Source organism: Pseudomonas frigoris (assembly GCF_047758635.1).
GTDB classification, from domain to species: Bacteria; Pseudomonadota; Gammaproteobacteria; order Pseudomonadales; family Pseudomonadaceae; genus Aquipseudomonas; species Aquipseudomonas frigoris.
Map to the genome: position 1 here is coordinate 2,862,480 of NZ_CP180479.1, position 18,631 is coordinate 2,881,110.

16 protein-coding genes are annotated in these 18,631 nt (G+C 59.3%); 8 read left to right on the top strand and 8 right to left on the bottom strand.

The window, feature by feature from the left end; all coding sequences use genetic code 11:
• Nucleotides 1-8: 8 nt before the first annotated feature.
• Entirely contained in the window at nucleotides 9-1,382 is a 1,374-nt protein-coding gene (locus tag ACMXYH_RS13125; RefSeq protein WP_415767324.1) for a glutamine synthetase family protein, read from the bottom strand.
• A 212-nt stretch (nucleotides 1,383-1,594) separates the two neighbouring features.
• Here ACMXYH_RS13125 and ACMXYH_RS13130 point away from each other — a divergent pair, with 212 nt between their 5' ends.
• Nucleotides 1,595-1,912 (top strand): carboxymuconolactone decarboxylase family protein, encoded by a 318-nt coding sequence (locus tag ACMXYH_RS13130; RefSeq protein ID WP_129444989.1) that lies wholly within the window; start codon nucleotides 1,595-1,597, stop codon nucleotides 1,910-1,912.
• 100 nt (nucleotides 1,913-2,012) lie between these two features.
• Here the strand turns inward: ACMXYH_RS13130 and yghX are convergent, their stop codons facing one another.
• Nucleotides 2,013-2,900, bottom strand: coding sequence for a YghX family hydrolase (gene yghX, locus ACMXYH_RS13135; RefSeq protein ID WP_415767325.1), 888 nt, complete (start codon nucleotides 2,898-2,900; stop codon nucleotides 2,013-2,015).
• Nucleotides 2,901-3,370: 470 nt separating this feature from the next.
• Between yghX and ACMXYH_RS13140 the strand changes: the two genes are divergently transcribed.
• The gene (locus ACMXYH_RS13140; protein ID WP_415767326.1) at nucleotides 3,371-4,831 is read left to right on the top strand and encodes an MFS transporter; all 1,461 of its coding nucleotides are present in this window, start codon (nucleotides 3,371-3,373) and stop codon (nucleotides 4,829-4,831) included.
• A gap of 70 nt (nucleotides 4,832-4,901) precedes the next feature.
• Here the strand turns inward: ACMXYH_RS13140 and ACMXYH_RS13145 are convergent, their stop codons facing one another.
• The 4 genes from ACMXYH_RS13145 to glcD are packed head-to-tail and all read right to left on the bottom strand — an operon-like array spanning nucleotide 4,902 to nucleotide 9,108.
• Entirely contained in the window at nucleotides 4,902-5,303 is a 402-nt protein-coding gene (locus ACMXYH_RS13145; protein WP_129444986.1) for a heme-binding protein, read from the bottom strand.
• Nucleotides 5,304-5,323: 20 nt separating this feature from the next.
• Nucleotides 5,324-6,541, bottom strand: coding sequence for a glycolate oxidase subunit GlcF (glcF, locus tag ACMXYH_RS13150; protein WP_415767327.1), 1,218 nt, complete (start codon nucleotides 6,539-6,541; stop codon nucleotides 5,324-5,326).
• Between the two features lie 3 nt (nucleotides 6,542-6,544).
• A complete protein-coding gene (gene glcE / locus ACMXYH_RS13155) occupies nucleotides 6,545-7,609 on the bottom strand; it encodes a glycolate oxidase subunit GlcE (RefSeq protein WP_415767328.1) in 1,065 nt (354 codons plus the stop codon).
• Nucleotides 7,609-9,108, bottom strand: coding sequence for a glycolate oxidase subunit GlcD (gene glcD / locus ACMXYH_RS13160; protein WP_134422886.1), 1,500 nt, complete (start codon nucleotides 9,106-9,108; stop codon nucleotides 7,609-7,611). Before glcD ends, glcE begins: the two co-directional genes overlap by 1 nt.
• 234 nt (nucleotides 9,109-9,342) lie before the next feature.
• On the opposite strand from glcD, the gene glcC reads away from it, so the two are divergent.
• A complete protein-coding gene (gene glcC, locus ACMXYH_RS13165; RefSeq protein ID WP_123368913.1) occupies nucleotides 9,343-10,110 on the top strand; it encodes a transcriptional regulator GlcC in 768 nt (255 codons plus the stop codon).
• 30 nt (nucleotides 10,111-10,140) lie between these two features.
• On the opposite strand, the gene ACMXYH_RS13170 is transcribed toward glcC, so the two are convergent.
• Entirely contained in the window at nucleotides 10,141-11,904 is a 1,764-nt protein-coding gene (locus ACMXYH_RS13170; protein WP_415767329.1) for an L-lactate permease, read from the bottom strand.
• Between the two features lie 172 nt (nucleotides 11,905-12,076).
• Between ACMXYH_RS13170 and ACMXYH_RS13175 the strand changes: the two genes are divergently transcribed.
• The 4 genes from ACMXYH_RS13175 to ACMXYH_RS13190 all read left to right on the top strand — a co-directional run bounded on the left by ACMXYH_RS13175 (nucleotide 12,077) and on the right by ACMXYH_RS13190 (nucleotide 15,744).
• On the top strand, nucleotides 12,077-12,313 hold the full coding sequence (locus tag ACMXYH_RS13175; protein ID WP_129444980.1) for a hypothetical protein: 237 nt from the start codon (nucleotides 12,077-12,079) through the stop codon (nucleotides 12,311-12,313).
• Nucleotides 12,314-12,355: 42 nt separating this feature from the next.
• Nucleotides 12,356-12,796, top strand: a complete 441-nt coding sequence (locus ACMXYH_RS13180) for a DUF1801 domain-containing protein (protein ID WP_415767691.1) — start codon at nucleotides 12,356-12,358, stop codon at nucleotides 12,794-12,796.
• A gap of 533 nt (nucleotides 12,797-13,329) precedes the next feature.
• The gene (locus ACMXYH_RS13185) at nucleotides 13,330-14,733 is read left to right on the top strand and encodes an MFS transporter (protein WP_134422890.1); all 1,404 of its coding nucleotides are present in this window, start codon (nucleotides 13,330-13,332) and stop codon (nucleotides 14,731-14,733) included.
• Between the two features lie 570 nt (nucleotides 14,734-15,303).
• Entirely contained in the window at nucleotides 15,304-15,744 is a 441-nt protein-coding gene (locus ACMXYH_RS13190; RefSeq protein WP_129444977.1) for a cupin domain-containing protein, read from the top strand.
• A 13-nt stretch (nucleotides 15,745-15,757) separates the two neighbouring features.
• Here ACMXYH_RS13190 and ACMXYH_RS13195 read toward each other — a convergent pair whose 3' ends face one another.
• Nucleotides 15,758-17,188, bottom strand: a complete 1,431-nt coding sequence (locus ACMXYH_RS13195) for an MFS transporter (protein WP_415767330.1) — start codon at nucleotides 17,186-17,188, stop codon at nucleotides 15,758-15,760.
• Between the two features lie 134 nt (nucleotides 17,189-17,322).
• On the opposite strand from ACMXYH_RS13195, the gene ACMXYH_RS13200 reads away from it, so the two are divergent.
• Nucleotides 17,323-18,213 (top strand): LysR family transcriptional regulator, encoded by an 891-nt coding sequence (locus ACMXYH_RS13200; RefSeq protein ID WP_415767331.1) that lies wholly within the window; start codon nucleotides 17,323-17,325, stop codon nucleotides 18,211-18,213.
• The last annotated feature ends 418 nt before the right edge of the window (nucleotides 18,214-18,631 follow it).

The window sequence follows — 18,631 nt, forward strand, 5'->3', positions numbered from 1 at the left end:
TGGCGGTCTCAATAGCGCTCAAACCCGCGCTGCAGTTCCCAGTCGGTGATCCGCCGGTCGTACTCTTTCTGCTCCCATTCGGCGGTGTGCACGTAGTGGTCGATCACTTCATCGCCGAACGCCTCGCGCAACATGGTCGAGCCCTGGAGTGCGGCGCAAGCTTCACGCAGGGTCTTCGATACTTCAGGCAAGTGTTCGTCTACGTAGGCATCGCCCTCGAAGGGCGGCGCGAGGCTGAGCTTCTCGTCGATGCCGGCCAGTCCCGCCGCGATCAAGGCGGCGAAGGCCAGATATGGGTTGAGGTCGGCGCCGCCGATGCGACATTCGATGCGGATGGCTTTGCTGCCTTCTGCGCACAAACGAAAGCCCGCAGTGCGATTGTCCCGACTCCACACCGCCCGGGTCGGTGCAAAAGTGCCGGCCTGAAAGCGCTTGTACGAATTGATGTAGGGCGCGAGAAAACAGGTGATGTCGTTGGCGTATTTGAGCTGCCCGGCCACCCAGGAACGCATCAGTTTCGACATGCCGAACTCCGCCTTGGCGTCGAAGAACAGCGGCTTTTTACCGTTCTTGTCCCACAGCGAATTGTGGATGTGGCTGCTGGAACCGGCGGCGTCATAGCGCCACTTGGCCATGAACGTGATCGCCTTGCCCTGCAGTTGCGCGATCTCTTTGCAGGCGTGCTTGATGATGACGTGGTGGTCGGCCATGGTCAGCGCATCGGCATAACGGATGTTGATCTCTTCCTGGCCCGGCCCCCATTCACCCTTGGAATTTTCCACGGGAATACCGCTGGCCTGCAGATGCTTGCGAATCGCCCGCAGCACCGGCTCTTCGCGGGTGGTCTGCAGGATGTTGTAGTCCTCGATGTAGTGACCGGCCGTCTTCGGCTTGTGGTAGTTGCGCTCGTGGATGGCGTCGTAGCTCTCGTCGAACAGATAGAACTCCAGTTCCGAAGCGAACATGCCGGTGTAGCCGCGCTCGCGCAGTCGCTCGACCTGCTTTTTCAGAATCGCCCGCGGGCTGTGCGGCAGGTCGCGCCGATGGTGATGATCGAGCACATCGCAGAGCACCAGCGCCGTGCACTCCAGCCAGGGCACCTTTCGCAATGTGGTCATGTCGGGTTTGAGCACGAAGTCGCCATAGCCTTTGCTCCAGCTGGCCGCGGCGTAACCCGGCACCGGCTCCATGTCGATGTCGTCGGCCAGCAGGTAATTGCAGCAATGGGTTTCTTCATGACCGCTGTCGATGAAAAACTCGACCTGGAATCGCTTGCCGACCAATCGGCCTTGCATGTCGACCATGCAAACAAGAACGGTATCGATCTCGCCGGAGGCGGCGGCACGCTTGAGTTGATCAAAACTGAGGAGGGGCTCGGTCATCACGTAGTCCTGCGTGAATTGTTTGGGCCTGTCTGAAATAGCTGTTGCAGACGCTCTCCAGAACAAACCAAAACCTGCAGACGCGAGCATCGTGTGCAATGAGCTGCTGTAAGCGTAGCCTACTGTTGCAGTGTGCAAGTTTCGGAAATCGCAGCCTGATGACTCGGGCGCAAAGGCGAGAACTGATCGCCCTCCAACGCGAGGAAACAAACATGACAAAGAAGAAAACGCACAACACCTACCAACGTCTCGAACAGCAGTACCCGGATTACCTGGCTGCCGTGGAGGCCTTGGGTACGGCGGTGCGTCATACCGGCCCACTGGAAGAGATCGTTGTCCAGCTGATCCAGCTCGGTGCCGCGGCGGCCATCCGCTCTGAGGGCGCGGTGCACAGTCATACCCGACGGGCACTGGAGGCGGGCGCTACGCCAGAGCAGATCCGTCACACACTGATCTCACTGACCAGCACGATCGGTTTCCCCACCGTCGTTGCGGCCATCAGCTGGGCGGATGATGTGATTGAGACGTGACCTATTGAGGCGCGTTTGAGCAGCTGACTCGTCAGCTGTTCGAAACCCTCCATTCATGCGGAATCTGGCAACACTGTCAATGCAGACTTCAGCTTTACCATTAAGCCAGATACCGCCGAAACCATCCGAGCGACCGGTCCCAGGCCAGCCTGGCCGCGGCGTCATCGTATCGAGGCGTGGAGTCGTTATGAAAACCATGGTTGGCGCCGGGGTAAATGTAGGCTTCATACGTCTTGCCCGCGGCTTTCAATGCCTTCTCATAGGCGGGCCAGCCTTCGTTGATGCGCGTATCCAGCTCACCGTAGTGAAGCATCACCGGCGCCTTGATTCGGGCGACATCGCTGGCTTCTGGCTGGCGGCCATAAAAGGACACGGCAGCCCCCAGTTCCGGATAGGCGACGGCCGCGGCATTGACGACGCCACCGCCGTAACAGAACCCGGTGATGCCGACTTTTCCGGTGGTCGCGTCATGCTTCATCAGCCACTCGATGGCGGCGAAAAAGTCATTCATGAGCTTTTCAGGGTCGACGGTCGCCTGCAGCTCCCGGCCTTTGTCATCGTTGCCGGGATAGCCGCCCACCGACGTCAGACCATCAGGGGCGAGGGCGATGAAGCCTGCCTTGGCCACACGCCGCGCGACATCTTCGATGTAAGGGTTGAGCCCGCGATTTTCATGCACGACCACCACCGCCGGCACCTTGCCGGTGGCTTTCGCCGGGCGTACCAGATAGCCACGAACCTGCCCGTTGCCCTTGGGGGATGGATAGGTGATGTATTCGGCAACAATGTCCGGGTCGGTAAATTCCACCTGCTCGGCGAGTGCATAATTCGGACTCAGGGCGGCGAGGACGGCGCTGGCGGTCAAACCGCCCAAGGTGAACAACGCCGCTCGATCCAGAAACTCTCGCCGGTTGATCTTGCCGTGGGCGTAGTAGTCGTACAGTTCGAGCAGTTCCGGAGCAAAGTCTTTCGCAGTGAGATGGGTCATCTGTGCGCTTCCTCTTGGGCGGGTCGATTGCTCTGTCGGTTGGACAGTGTGAGCGGTACCTATCGAGCGTAGCCGTTCAAAAAAGAGGCCTCGCAGACGGGGTGAAAACGCGAAGAGGGTGACTCAAGCAAACGCCAGGGATTGTTTGGGGCGCTTGCTTTTGGGGTGGGGCAGACGGAAAAGGGCTTTCAGCCCATCAGTGCCATCACAATATGAAACAAATAGTCAATTGAGTTGTTATGTAACGAAATTATAGAAGTGTTCTGCTTTCCCGCGAGAAAAGTTAATTTTTCTTACGTTGCAAGTTGCATTCTTAAACCCTCGCCATGGAAGTGCGCAGGGTTCGTTTCACGGAAGCATTGAAAAATGTCCCGTGATTTTTTTGAGGTAATAAGGAGCTTGGATCAATGGTGTTAATAAATGAGACAGCGCAACACAGAGCAAAACGATGGTCAGCCCTAAGCGTGCTGATGCTGCCAGTACTACTGGTGACCGTAGACAATACGGTGCTTGGATTCGCGTTACCAAAGATTGCCGAGGCCCTGAATCCGAGCGCTAGTCAGCAGTTGTGGATGATCGATGCCTATTCGCTGGTATTGGCGGGATTACTGGTGTCGATGGGAAGTCTGGGGGATCGAATCGGTCATCGAAAGTTGTTACTGGCCGGGTCTTTGGGTTTTGTCATTGTGTCGGTGCTGACCGCCTATTCCCAAACGGCCATGCAACTGATTGCCGGGCGAGCCTGCATGGGGATTTTCGGTGCGATGTTGATGCCTTCTACTTTGGCATTGATACGTTCGGTGTTTCTGGACCGAGAGGAGCGCAGAGTAGCTGTCGCGATCTGGGCAACAACTCTGACGGTAGGATCGGCGCTCGGCCCATTGGTCGGTGGGGTTTTGCTGGAGTTTTTCAGCTGGGGGGCGATTTTCCTATTGGCGATACCCGTATTGGTGCCGTTGTTGGTATTGGGACCAGTGTTGTTGCCCGAGTCCGAGAAAGACTGTTCAGGGCCATTGGATCCGCTAAGTATCCTGCAATCGATGGTTGCCCTCAGTGCCATCGTTTACGGCATTAAACACAGCGCCAGTAATGGTCTCGACTGGATGGCGCTGACAGCATTTGTAATCGGCATGGTTGCTGGATGGAGGTTTGTGCATCGGCAGTTACGTCTGCCTGTGCCGCTGATGGATCTGAGTCTGTTCCGAAGTGGCACCTTTAGCGGCTCCGTACTCATCAATCTGATGAGCCTCGCATTCCTCGTCGGCTTTGTGTTCTTCACCACTCAGTTCTTACAGATCGTTCTTCAGATGTCACCGTTGAATGCCAGCTTTGCGTTAGTACCTGGTCAGATCATGGCGATCGTAGTGGGAATGGCAGTCGTGCCTGTAGCGAGGCGAGTACAGGTGCATGTGCTGGTACCGATTCTGATGGCGTTTGCTGGGGCGGCGTTTTTGTTGGTCGCCAGCATCGGCAGCAGTCTGATCGTTCTGGTGGTGGCTTTTGCCTTGCTGAACATTGGCGTGGGCGCGATCGCGACGGTATCCAACGATGTGATTTTGTCGGCTGCACCGCCGGAAAAGGCGGGTGCGGCGTCGGCCATTAGTGAAACGGCCTATGAAGTGGGTGTGGTTTTGGGGACGACGGTGCTCGGTGGTCTCGTCACTGCCTACTATCGCGGTGCATTGCAGCTGCCGGGCTTTTTGAGCGAGGTGCAGACGATGCTGGCGAGTGAGACGCTATCGGGTGCTAATCATGTAGCGGTGCAGTTGTCGCAAGATCAAGCACAAGCGCTGATGACGCAGGCGGGAAGTGCCTTCGAGGGTGGAATTAATCTGGTTTCGTGGGTGATGTTCGGCTTGGCACTCATGGCGATTTTAATTGCCTGGCGCGCTCTGCGGATACCGAAGACGAAGCTTGCTGAAGGGCAGTGATCGAAAACGAATGTCGGGCCGTTTACCACACGGCCCGACCATTTCAGCGCTCTGCTCAAATCGGTTCGGCTCAGTTCAGGCATTGCGCCCCGGCCTTGGCCACCTGCGCGTCCTGCTCGGCTTTGACACCGGACACCCCGACCGCGCCGATCACCTGACCGTCGACGATGATCGGCACGCCGCCCTCAAGGGATGTCAGCAATGGCGCGGACAAAAAGGCGTGGCGTCCGCCATTGACCATCTCTTCATAACCTTTGGATTCGCGCCGACCGAGGGCTGAGGTGCGGGCCTTTTCGGTGGCGATGTAGGCGCCAATCGGAGCGCAACCATCGAGGCGTTCGAGGGCCAGTGGATGGCCGCCGTCATCGACAATCACGATGGTCACGGCCCATTGGTTGTTCTGCGCTTCGGTGCGTGCAGATGCAAGGATTTGGCTGACTTCGGTCTGGCTCAATACGGCTTTGCTTTTCATGGGGATTCTCCAGTACTCGGTTAGGGCAAGGCGGCTTCGACCAGTTCGATCCAGTGCCTGACAGGGGTTCGGCCCGCACCGTCGAGGTGGGACTGACAGCCGATATTGGCCGTGACAATGACTTCGGGGTGTCCGCTTTCCAGCGCATTGAGCTTGTTGTCGCGCAGTTGCCGGGACAGTTCGGGTTGGGTCAGCGAATAGGTGCCCGCCGAGCCGCAGCACAGGTGACTGTCGGCAACAGGCGTGAGGTTGAAGCCCAGACTCATCAGAATCGCTTCCACCGCACCACCCAGTTTCTGCGCGTGCTGCAAGGTGCAGGGGCAATGAAAGGCCAGGCGTTGGGCACTGTGGATACCGAGCTTTTCCAGCGGCTCGTCGCGCAGCACTTCGACCAGATCCTTGGCCAGCGCACTGACCTTTTTCGCCTTCTCGGCATAGGCCGGGTCGGTGCTGAGCAGGTGACCATAATCTTTGATGAAAGCACCGCAACCGCTGGCGGTTTGCACGATGGCCTCGGCACCGTTTTCAATGCTCGGCCACCACGCATCGATATTGCGGCGGGCGCGATCCAGACCGGCCGCCTGAGCGTCGAGGTGATAATCCACGGCGCCGCAGCAACCGGCCTCGCGGGTCGCGGTGACGCTGATCCCCAGGCGATCCAGTACTCGCGCGGCGGCCGCGTTGGTATTGGGCGACAGGCTCGGTTGCACGCAGCCTTCGAGCATCAGCACCTGCCGGGGGTGGCGAGTGACCGGGCGCGGCTTGGCCGGATAGACGCGGCGAGGCAACTTTATCTGCAAGGTGTTGGGCAGCAGCGCCCAGAACACCTGGCCACTGCTGACCAGCCCTTTGAACAGCGCCGGATTGGGTACGACGCTGCGCAGTCCTTCGCGTAACAAGCGCTGACCGAGTGGGCGCGGCACCGCCGCATCGACCACCGCCCGGCCGATGTCCAGCAAGTTGTGGTAGTCGACGCCGGAAGGGCAGGTGGTTTCGCAGTTACGACACGACAGGCAGCGATCCAGGTGCTGTTGGGTCTTCTGCGTGACTTCGTTGCCTTCCAGAACCTGCTTGATCAGGTAGATGCGGCCCCGCGGTCCATCCAGTTCATCGCCCAGCAATTGATAGGTCGGGCACGTGGCATTGCAGAAACCGCAGTGCACACACGTGCGCAGGATGCTTTCGGCTTCTTCGGCGCGGGGCAATTGGCGGGCTTGTTCGCTCAAAGTGGTCTGCATGGGTCAAAGCTCCGCGTACAGGCGCCCGGGGTTGAAGATGCCCCGGGGATCGAGTTGTTGCTTCAGACTGCGGTGGTAGCGCATCAGCGCTGCGGCCAACGGTTGAAATGGACTGTCGATCAGGCCATGGGTGTAGCAGGTCACATGCCCGCCGACGTCTTCCACGATCGAGCGAATGAACGCTGCCTCTGCGTCGGATTTGAGCCAGCGCTGTGCACCGCTCCAATCGAGCAACTGACGGCCAGGCAGGGAAAGCCGAGGCGTGTTGTGAGGAACGGACAGGCGCCAAAGTGCCTGGTCCTCATCGAAGAAGCTCAATCGATGCTCGTTGAGATCATCCCAATACGAAGCGTCCAGCAACTCGCCGCCGAGTCGGTCATGAGCCGCCGCCACCGAACCTTCGCCACCCTCAAGCCGCAGGTGCAGGCGCTGCCCATCGTGGCACGCGGCGCTGATCGGCAGCGGCTGTTGCCCCCATTCGGCGAGGCGAAGCAAGGCGCGATCGCTGTCCATGTCCAGGCTGATACTTAACGTTTGACGCGGCTTGGGCAGGACCTTGAGCGAGACTTCGGTCACCACGCCCAGCGAGCCGTAGCTGCCGGCCATCAAGCGCGACAGGTCGTAGCCGGCGACGTTTTTCATGACTTCGCCACCGAAGCGCAAATGCTTGCCATGACCGGTGATGACCCGTGTCCCGAGGACGAAGTCCCTGACGGATCCGGACCAGGGACGCCGTGGTCCCGACAGCCCGCTGGCGATCATGCCACCGACCGTCGCGCCGTCGCCGAAGGAGGGCGGTTCGCAGGGCAGCATCTGCTGCGCCGCGTCCAACACTTCAGCCAGTTCTGCCAACGGGGTGCCGCAGCGGGCGGTGATCACCAGCTCCGTCGGGTCGTAGCTGACGATGCCTCGGTGGCTGCGCGTGTCGAGCACTTCGCCCGCCACAATGCGCCCAAGAAACGCCTTGCTGTTGGCGCCTTGAATGCGCAACGGCGTAGCGTTTTGCAGCGCCTGGTTGACCTGCTCCAGCAGCGAGGCGCTGTCGTCGATATCGTGTTCGCTGCGCATCAGAAACGCTCCAGTTCAGGGAAGGGCAGCTGACCCATGTGAACGTGCATGGCGCCGAACTCGGCGCAGCGGTGCAGCGTCGGAATGTTCTTGCCGGGGTTGAGCAAGCCACTCGGATCGAAAGCGGCTTTGACGGCATGGAACACGGTCAACTCATCGCTATTGAACTGCGCACACATCTGATTGATTTTCTCCCGGCCCACGCCGTGTTCACCGGTAATGCTGCCACCGACCTTCACGCACAATTCGAGGATCTTGCCGCCCAGGGCTTCGGCGCGATCGAGCTCACCCGGTTGATTGGCATCGAACAGAATCAGCGGGTGCATGTTGCCGTCACCGGCGTGGAAAACGTTGGCCACCCGCAGGTCGTACTCGGCCGACAAAGCTGCAATCGCGTGCAGCACACCGGGCAGCTCGCGGCGCGGGATCGTCCCGTCCATGCAGTAATAATCCGGTGAGAGACGGCCCACCGCCGGAAAGGCATTCTTGCGCCCGGCCCAAAAACGTACGCGTTCGGCTTCATCGCGGGCCTGGCGCACTTCGGTGGCGCCGGCCTGTTCCAGCACTTGGCGCACGCGGTCGCAGTCATCGTGAACGTCGGCTTCAACGCCATCGAGCTCGCACAGCAGAATGGCTTCGGCGTCGACCGGATAACCAGCGTGGATGAAGTCTTCGGCGGCGCGAATGGCCAGGTTGTCCATCATCTCCAGACCGCCCGGGATGATGCCGGCGGCAATAATGTCACCCACCGCGCGGCCCGCCTTTTCGACGGAATCGAACGCCGCCAGCAGCACTCTGGCGGTCTGGGGTTTGGGCAGCAGTTTGACCGTGACCTCGGTGATGACACCGAGCATGCCTTCGGAACCGGTGAACAACGCCAGCAGATCGAAGCCCGGAGAGTCGAGCGCCTGAGAACCCAAGCTTAGGTGTTCGCCATCGACGGTGAGGATGTCGACCTTGAGCAGGTTGTGCACGGTCAGCCCGTACTTCAGGCAATGCACGCCACCGGCGTTTTCCGCCACATTACCGCCGATTGAACACGCGATCTGCGAGGAAGGGTCCGGCGCGTAGTACAAGCCAAACGGCGCTGCAGCCTGGGAAATCGCCAGGTTGCGCACCCCCGGCTGAACCCGAGCGGTGCGGGCGGCGGGGTCGATGTGCAGTATAGAGTTGAAACGCGCCATCACCAGCAGCACGCCTTTTTCCAGCGGCAATGCACCGCCAGACAAACCGGTGCCGGCGCCGCGGGCGACCACCGCGACCTGCCGCTCATGGCAGAGCCGAAGCACGCCTTGCACCTCGTCGATGTGGCGCGGCAGCACCACCAGCATGGGCGTGGTGCGGTAAGCAGAAAGTCCGTCGCATTCGTACGGCTTGAGCTCTTCCTGTTGATGCAGGACTTCCAGATCCGGCCACTGCGTGTGCAGGGCTTGCAGCAAGGCAGCTCTGTCGACATCAGGCAGGACGCCGTCGACCCGCTCATCGTAAAGAATGTTCATAGTCGGTTGACGACCCTCAGTTGTTTTTATAGGAGGTCTGTGTCCGTTTACCACTGACTTGCATCATTGGCCTGAGGCGTTCTACTGTCTATGTGTTGTTTGGCTGGTCGAACCAGTTTTTTATTCGATGGCTTTTTATTAGTTAAAAAAAACGTTTTTAAAACATAAGTTTATGTTTGTGTTTGAACATTTGTAGTTTTGGCAGCGAGACTGGTCATACCAGTTGGAGAGTCGATGGAAAGGGCAGAAACGAGCCGTAATCCACAAGTCGCAGACGTGGTCTGTGAACGCATAGAACGGCTGATCGTGGACGGGGTACTCAAGACCGGGCAGCTATTGCCGTCGGAGCGTCGTCTGACCGAAAAACTCGGCGTTTCCCGCACGGCACTTCGCGAGGGCCTGAAGTTGTTGCGCGCTCGCGGGATCATCAAGACAGAGCAGGGCAAAGGCTCATTTGTAGCCGACCTTTCGGGCCACGGTGCCGCGTCACCGCTGATGCACCTTTTCAGCTCACAACCCCGCACGCTCTACGATTTGTTCGAGGTTCGCAGTCTGCTCGAAGGCGAGTCCGCACGCCTGGCGGCGTTGCGCGGAACTGACGCCGACTTTGTCCTCATCACCCGCAGCTACGAGGCGTTGCTCAATGCCCATAGCCGTTCGCTGGAGGCGTCCGAGCACGCGCGGCTCGATCATGCGTTTCACCTGGCGATTTGCGAGGCCTCGCACAACCCTGTGCTGGTGCAGACCTTGCGCTCTCTGACGGACTTGCTGCTCAACACGGTGTTTGCCTCGGTCAACAACCTCTACCACCGCGAACCTCAAAAACGTCAGATCGACCGTCAACATGCGCGGCTCTACAACGCCGTCACCGGCCGTATGCCGGAACAGGCGCGTAAGGCTGCCATCGCGCATATCCAGAGCATCTGCGAGAACCTCAAGGAAATCGAAAGCGAGGAACAACGTCTGGTTCGGGCCACGCTGCGACTTGAGGGGTGGGCGTAATGCCCGGGCGGTGAGCCCGGGCTACGTCAATCAATGCCCGCCCACCACCATATGGCTGAACGGCGCCACATACGCCTGCAACGTCACCAAGCCACCGACCAGGATGGCCAGGATGATCGAGTGGAAAAACACATAACGCAGGATTTCCCCTTCATGCCCGTACCAGCGGGTGGCGGTCGAGGCCACCACGATCGACTGGGCGTCGACCATCTTGCCCATGACCCCGCCGGAACTGTTGGCGGCCGCCATCAACACCGGGCTGAGGCCCAATTGCTCGGCGGTCACCCGTTGCAATCCGCCGAACAGCACGTTTGACGCCGTATCCGAGCCGGTCAACGCCACGCCGAGCCAGCCGAGCAGGGTGCCGAACATGGGGTAGAAAATGCCCGTCGCGGCGAAGGCCAGGCCCATGGTCGCGTCCAGACCCGAATAACGAGTGAGGAAACCGAGGGCGAGCATGGCGGTAATGGTGATCAGTGAATAGCGCACCACCCACAGCGTTCGCAGGTACTGGTGGATCAGTTGCGGAATGGAATAACCCATCAGCAACCCGCCGAGGATCGCCGACAGCAGGATGCCGCTACCGGTGCTGGTGAACCAGGTGAACTTGTAGACTGCGTCCTCGGTTTTAGGCGCGGGCACCACGGGCGGGACCTTCTCGATCTGCTGGTGGATCGTGGTGAAAGTCACGATCGGAGCGAAGATCGGGTTCGCTTCGCGCATCGGTTTGCCTTGAGGGTCGAGCTTGGCCGAGTGGGTGGCCGGATCAATCGCCGGGCGGGTATCGAACATGTTTTTGAAGCCCTGGGTTCCCCAGGCGAACACGAACACGGTGAGGATGATCCACGGCATCCACGCGCGCATCACAGCAGGCTTGGCATCGCTGGCAAAGGCCGCGCTGGCGACGGGTTTTTCGTCATGCTCTTCGGCTATTTTGGAGTTGTCGACGCGCCCGGACAGCGCGGCGGAGGTATGCACGGTGGCCGGTTTCCAGACCCTGAGGAAACCGGTCAGGCAGGCCATGGAAATCAGCGCGGCGATCACGTCCACCAGCATCGGTCCGTGGTAGTTGGACACCAGGAACTGCGGCACGGCGAAACTGACCCCGGCCACCAGAATCGCCGGCCAGATTTCCAGCATCTTGCGCCAGCCGGCGAAGGCCCAGATCAACCAGAACGGCACGATCACCGAGAAGAACGGCAGTTGCCGGCCGACCATCATCGACAGCTCCATTTCATCCAGCCCGGTCACCTTGGCCAGGGTGATGATCGGCGTACCCAGCGCACCGAACGCCACGGGCGCGGTGTTGGCGATCAACGCCAGGCCAGACGCGGCCAGTGGCGAGAAGCCCAACCCGATCAGAATCGCCCCGGTCACCGCCACCGGCGTACCGAAGCCTGCGGCCCCTTCGAAGAAAGCACCGAAGCAGAAGGCAATCAGCAGCAATTGCAGGCGTCGATCGTCGGTGATGCGCGCCAGGGAATCCTGCAGCACTTTGAACGAGCCGTTCTCGGTGGTCAGCCGATGCAAGAAGATGATATTGAGCACAATCCAGCCAATGGGCAGCAAGCCGTTGGCGGCGCCGTAAAGTGCGGCCGAGCCGGCCATGTTCGCCGGCATGCCGAACGCGAAGATCGCGATCACCAGCGCGGAGGTCAGGGCCAGCAATGCGGCCAGATGCGCCTTGATATGGAAAAACGCCAGGGCTGCCAGCATCACCACGACCGGCACTGCTGCCATGATGGTTGAAAGTATCGGGTTGCCGAACGGATCGTAGACTTGCTGCCAGACCATGTTCCACCTCTGCTTTTTATTGTTGGGAGTGCAGACCCCGTGGGGGCGGTGGCTTCTAGTATAGGTGGCATTACGCCGCTGTCCTGACAGGCCTTTCAGTGGGCCGCACTGAGCTAACATGGCCAATGGGTAAATGCGCTACTCGGACTTCAACGACGGGAGAAATGCAGCCATGACTGAACGCCATATGCACCACAAGGAAACACTGTCGAACGGATGCAAGATCGAGGTCAAAGCCGAGATATTGAGGGACGGCTCGCTGAAGATGTTCATCGGCGTTTACCGGCCGGACGGCACGGTCATAGAGGAAGACAACAAGCCATCCCCGCATCTGCTGGATATGGAAGACGCCTTTGACTGGGGAATCAAAAACGCAAGGGACGTCGGAAACGGTCAAAGAACCCTGTAAGGCCACGCTTTGGACACCCTCATGAAAAAGGCGACAACCACCATGAAGAAAGAGCAGGTCGGTGCTAAGGAAGAAGAGGGAGGACCTTCGGCCTCTCAGCTGATAGACGCGAGAATCAAAGACCTGGGAGATTGGCGGGGCGAGACGCTCGCTCGGGTCCGAACGCTCATCCAGCAGGTCGACCCCGACGTGGTCGAGGAATGGAAGTGGCGGGGGGTTCCAGTGTGGTCGCACGCCGGAATCATCTGCACCGGTGAGAGCTACAAGCAGGTCGTGAAGCTGACGTTTGCCAAGGGCGCCTCGCTGGAAGACCCTTCAGGGCTTTTCAATGCCAGTCTTGAAGGCAACACCCGACGTGCCATTGATTTGCATGAGGGGGACAAGCTTGATGAGAGCGCATTGAAGGCGCTCATTCTCGCCGCTGTGGCGCTCAACGCCTCGGCACGCGCGGCCGCTCGCACCAAACCGCCTGTGAAATCCTGATTCGTCTTCGCCGATCTGCCAGTCGAAAAGCACGCTGACGAGATGACCGCAATTGAGGTCTCTCGTCATGGCGTGTGAAGCGCGTTGTCGTACAACGCGGCTCAATCATCAAATCACCCATACCCTGTGTTTAACACCCGAAACGTCAAAAGGCTAACGGCCCCACAACCAGCAGCACGCGTACGAAATCGCAATGTTAACGGGCGGTCTTTGTCGAGACGAACGGCTATTTTTCAGATTGACAGCCTAGTAGTGAACTCGATATAAAAGGCATTGTTGTACGACGACAGACGATCATCGGCTGTTAAACACTAAAAATAAAAACGAGTGTCGGCCCCATCATGAATTCAATCCTCCCGCGCGCCTCTCTGAATACCGCTTCTTATGATTTCAGTGTCCGAGCAGTGCCCACGCTAATGAGCTGAAACCGGGCTGTGGCGCGGATTCATCGCGTTTTGCCGATGCTCTACGACACAATTGATCTCGCTTGAAACCGAGAGATCATCACCATAAACCAACAATAAAGTGATGCCATGAATCTGAACGAGCCCATCAATCCGCAACGAATCGGCCAGGCTGTCGGCAAGTACCGCTGGACGATTTGCGCGCTGTTATTTTTCGCTACCACCGTCAATTACCTGGACCGTCAGGTACTGAGTCTGTTGGCGCCGGATCTGTCGACGCAATTTGGCTGGAGTAACACCGACTACGCGAACATCGCCTCCGTCTTTCAATTTGTGTACGCGATTTCCATGCTGTTCGCCGGCCGCTTCGTTGACAAGATCGGCACCAAGACCGCCTATGTGGTAGCGATCGGCATCTGGTCGACCGGCGCGATCATGCACGCCTTTGCGGTGCCGATGGGCGAGGGTATTGCCGGCATCAGCAGCGCCTTGGGCCTTGCCGTCATCCCGGTTTCGATCGCAGGTTTCATGCTGTCGCGCGCCGTACTGGCGATCGGCGAAGCGGGTAACTTCCCGATCGCGATCAAGGCCACTGCCGAATATTTCCCGAAGAAGGAACGTTCCTTCGCCACCGGTATCTTCAACTCCGGCGCCAATGTGGGCGCGGTCCTGGCACCGATCTGCGTGCCGCTGATCGCCGGTATATGGGGCTGGGAAGCGGCGTTCATCGTGATCGGTGCGTTGGGCTTCGTTTGGGTGGCGGTGTGGATTGCACTGTACGAAAAACCGGAGCAGCAAAAACGCCTGTCGGTGCAAGAGCTGGCCTATATCCGCAGCGATCAGGGCGCGCAAGCACTCACCGGCACAGACTCGGGTGCCGCCGCCAAAAAAGTATCGTGGTTCAAGTTGCTGACCTACCGCCAGACCTGGGCCTTTGCCTTCGGCAAGTTCATGACCGACGGCGTGTGGTGGTTCTTCCTGTTCTGGCTTCCGACCTATCTGTCGGCGCAATACGGCATGAAGGGCCAGGCCATCGTGTTGCCGCTGGCCGTGCTGTACAGCATGACCATGGTCGGCAGTATCGGCGGCGGCTGGTTCCCGAGCTATTTCATGTCACGCGGCGACGCGCCGTATGACGGTCGTATGAAAGCCATGCTGGTGATCGCTTTCTTCCCGCTGCTGGTGTTGCTGGCGCAGCCATTCGGTTACATCAGTTTCTGGGTGCCGGTGCTGCTGATCGGCGTGGGCGCATCGGCGCATCAGGCGTGGTCGTGCAACATCTTCACCACCGTGTCTGACATGTTCCCGCAAAAGTCCATCGCGTCGGTGGTCGGCATTGGTGGTTTGGCCGGCGGTTTGGGCGGGGTAGTGATGACCAAGACTGGCGGTTGGGTGATCGACCATTACAAACTGATCGGCGATATCCATACCGGCTACATGATCATGTTTGCCATCTGTGCGGTGGCCTACCTGGTGGCGTGGAGCGTGATGAAGGCGCTGGTTCCACGTCATAAGGAAATCACCGATCTGTAAACGGCTGGCACGACCCAGTGAGCCGAAAAGCGGGGTACACGACGACTATTTTTGTCGGCGTGTACCCAGGTGACTGGCGATAGCATTTTTCCATCCTGCCACGCCTGCGACAGGACAAAAACGTTCTAAAAAGCCCGCCTTGCGCTTTGGAGTTTGTACTATTCTTGAAGTTGTAGGTGAAGACGCAGACTGATGCGCAAGCGGATGGCGAGGAAACGTGGGGCGCGTTCCGAAGGGTACACGGTTAGAAAGATCTCCGCGCTGAGATCCAGCCCTTATGCCGTGTGAAGCAGGACAGCACAAAACTGTTCTGTGGGAGGCCTGATAAACCTTGTAAGCCGGAGACCAGCGCCGGCCACCTACTCGATTTACAAAGCCCGCCTTGTGCGGGCTTTTTCGTGTCCGCGGGATTTGTTTGTATCGGAACGTATCCCGCGCACCTGCAGCTACCTTCGCATACAAAACCAGGGCCTTGGCGACACTTGCGCGATACACGGCGGCCTCCAAATAGAGCCACCGCATCCGCGGCAAGCTCCGCGCGCATTCCCGCGCACAGATTGGAGAAATGCCATGTCCCGTTTCAACCACCGTATTTTTGCTGGCATGCTCGGCGTCGCCGTTGCTGCGGCACTCACTGCCTTCGCGGGCCTCTCTCAAGCACAAGAGGCGCCGCCAGTAAAAAGCTGGCAGGCGGGGCTTCACCGCACCGATCTGCTGCGCCAGGACCTCGACGTCGCCGGGCGTGAGGTGATTCAGGTCCGCGTTGATTTCGAGCCGGGTGTGGTGTCCCCCAAACATTCGCATCCCGGGGTGGAAGTGGCCCACGTGATTGAGGGCACGTTTGAATATCAACTCGAAGGTCAGCCCCCTGTAACGCTCAAGGCTGGCGATTCCTTGTATATCCCCGCAGGCACTGCGCACGTCGCGAAGAACGTCGGCGCGAGCAAGGCGTCTGAGCTGGCGACGTACATTGTGAAGAAAGACACGCCACTGGTCGTGCTGGAAAAGTAAACGAGGTATCGGGTTATCGGCGGTCACGACGCACTGCCAACGCGCGGCTTCCCAGCGCGATGGCCAGTGCGACAGCGATCAGCACCAGCGCCACGGCGAAGGTGATTCGCATACCGCTGGCAACCGCTTCGGGTCGCGCCGTTGCAATGTCGACCGAGGCCGATGCGAGCGCGAACACCGCGCCCAAGGCGGACGCCCCCGTGATGAGCCCCAGATTGCGTGACAAGTTGAGCATGCCGGAGATGACGCCTCGCTCGTCCGGCTGAACATCTGCCATGACCGCCGTGTTGTTGGCTGTCTGGAACAGGGCATAGCCGAGGGTTATCACGATCATCGGCAAGAGGTAGCCGCCGATGCCGAACGTCTCCGGCAATACCGACAGCGTGAGGCATCCAGTCGCCATTGCCGCGAGGCCGACGAGGGTCATGCGTTGGGCGCCAAAGCGGTCGGCAATACGGCCAGCGGGCACACCCGTCAATGCCACGACAAACGGGCCGGCCGACAAAACCAGTCCAACCAGAACCGCATCGAGCCCCAGCCCATGCGCGAGATAGAAGGGCCCGACCACGAGCGTCGCCATCATCACTGTCGCGACGAGCAGGCTCATGGCGAGGCTGCCACTGAGCACGGGATCGCGGAACATCGCCAATCGAATCAACGGTGAGGTGACTCGAGCTTCGGCGAACACGAAGAGGCCAACGCCGACACCCGCCGCCAACAGCAAGGCGATGTTGAACGGACCGAAACTGCCTCGTCCAAGGGTCATGGCCAGCGCATAAGCGGCGAGCGTCAACGCCAGCAGCAGTGTGCCCAGCGGGTCGAAGCCGGCGCGATCGGTCTTGAGCTTCTGGCGATCGGCAGGCAAGTAGCGATGCGCGAGCACCAGCGTTAGTAAGCCCAGCGGTACGGTGATGAGGAAGATCGCCTGCCAGCCAAACCCGCCAATCAGCAGGCCGCCGAGCGACGGCCCCATCGCGGTGCCAATCGCCGACATCGTCCCGAGCAAGCCCATGGCGCTGCCGGTTTTTGCCTTCGTCACCGTCTCGCCGACAAAGGCCATGGTCAGCGCCATCATGATTGCCGCACCGATGCCCTGCAGCGCCCGGGCGCCAATCAGCAGCCAGAGCGTGGGCGCAAAGCCGCACAGGGCCGACGCCAGGGTGAACAAACCGATACCGGCCAAGAGCAGCCGCCGACGGCCAGTGATGTCACCGAGCCGACCGACACTGACAATCAGGGTGGTAACGGCCAGAAGGTAGGCGAGGACGATCCACTGCACGTGCTGGAAGGAGGCGTTGAACACCTGGGCCAAGGTCGGCAAACCCACATTGGCGATGCTGGTGCCGAGCGAGGACAGCAGCATCGACAACGAAAGACTGGCCAGCGCCCACCGAACCGACGGTGTCTGTTGCGCACGCTCTGCGATTGCACTGAGTGATTTCATGCTGTTCCTCTTCTCTGGCCACTCCCGAAGCGGAGCTATCAGAAATCTACGCCCCGGCCTAACATGGCGGAAGGCGCACCGTTTGCACTTGATACGTGCGTTTAACGCCATATCACTCTGCTGCGGGGCGCTGCATGTCCACTCCTGATTTCAATTTGCTGATCACCCTTGATGTGTTGCTCGCCGAAGGCAGCGTGGTGCGCGCCGCCAAACGCTTGCGACTGAGCCCGTCGGCGATGAGCCGGGCACTGGCGCGATTGCGTGAAACCACCGGCGATCCGCTGTTGGTCAGGGCCGGGCGGGGACTGGTGCCCACCCCGCGAGCGCTCGAACTTCGCGAGCGGGTCAGTCAGCTGGTGCAGGACGCCGAAGCGGTCCTTCGGCCTGCCGAGCAACCCGACCTCAAACTGCTGAGCCGCACGTTCACGCTGCGCACCAGTGAAGGTTTTGTCGAGAATTTCGGCGCGGACCTGATTGCCCGCGTCGCCGAGCAAGCCCCTGGCGTGCGGCTGCGCTTCATGCACAAACCCGACAAAGACAGCGCGTCACTGCGCGACGGGACGGTCGATCTGGAAACGGGTGTGGTGGGGACAGCCGCTGGCCCGGAGTTGCGTACCCAGGGCTTGTTTCGGGACCGTTTCATTGGCGTCGTGCGAATGGGGCATCCGCTGAGCGAAGGCGAGATAACCCCCGCGCGTTATGCGGCAGGCAACCACATCAGCGTCTCTCGGCGGGGGCTCGACAAGGGGCCCATAGATGAAGCCCTTGAGCTCCAGGAACTGGAGCGGCACATAGCAACAATCGTTGCAGGCTTCTCCACTGCGCTGGCGCTCGCCCGAGCCACTGACCTGATCGCCAGCGTTCCCGAACGCCACACCGCCAGCCTGCGCGCCGACATGCACAGCTTTGCACTGCCGTTGTCTCTGCCGGCGTTCACCGTCGCCATGCTCTGGCATCCGCGGCTGGATGCCGACCCTGTGCATCGCTGGTTGCGGGGTTGCCTTCGAGAGGTTTGTTCTGAGTAAAAAATTGTCAGATTTGATCTAATGTTAATTATTGAAACAGGGGGTGTTTCACTCGTGTAACTATTGCATGACTATTCTGGTTCTATAAGTGAGTAATTTTGGTATAAAAATACTTTGAACTTATTAATATATAGGCGGTAGCTGAAAGGCTTTGTCGCAAATGGGAATTAACTGCTGATGCCATTAAATGGCGCGACGCTATCAATGGTGGCCATTAACTAGTAGTGAGTGTGGTTGTAACTCTTGAGTTACTTAGTGCGTATAACATGATGAAATATAAGTAATTATTTTTTACGATGATCAGGCGCTTTATTGCGCTGAAACGCGGTGAGCAAGGCGGGATCCAATTAAGGTTGATGGCGAAATATTGACGGTCTATATATCAAAAAATAACTTCATAATAATACTGACGTTTTTC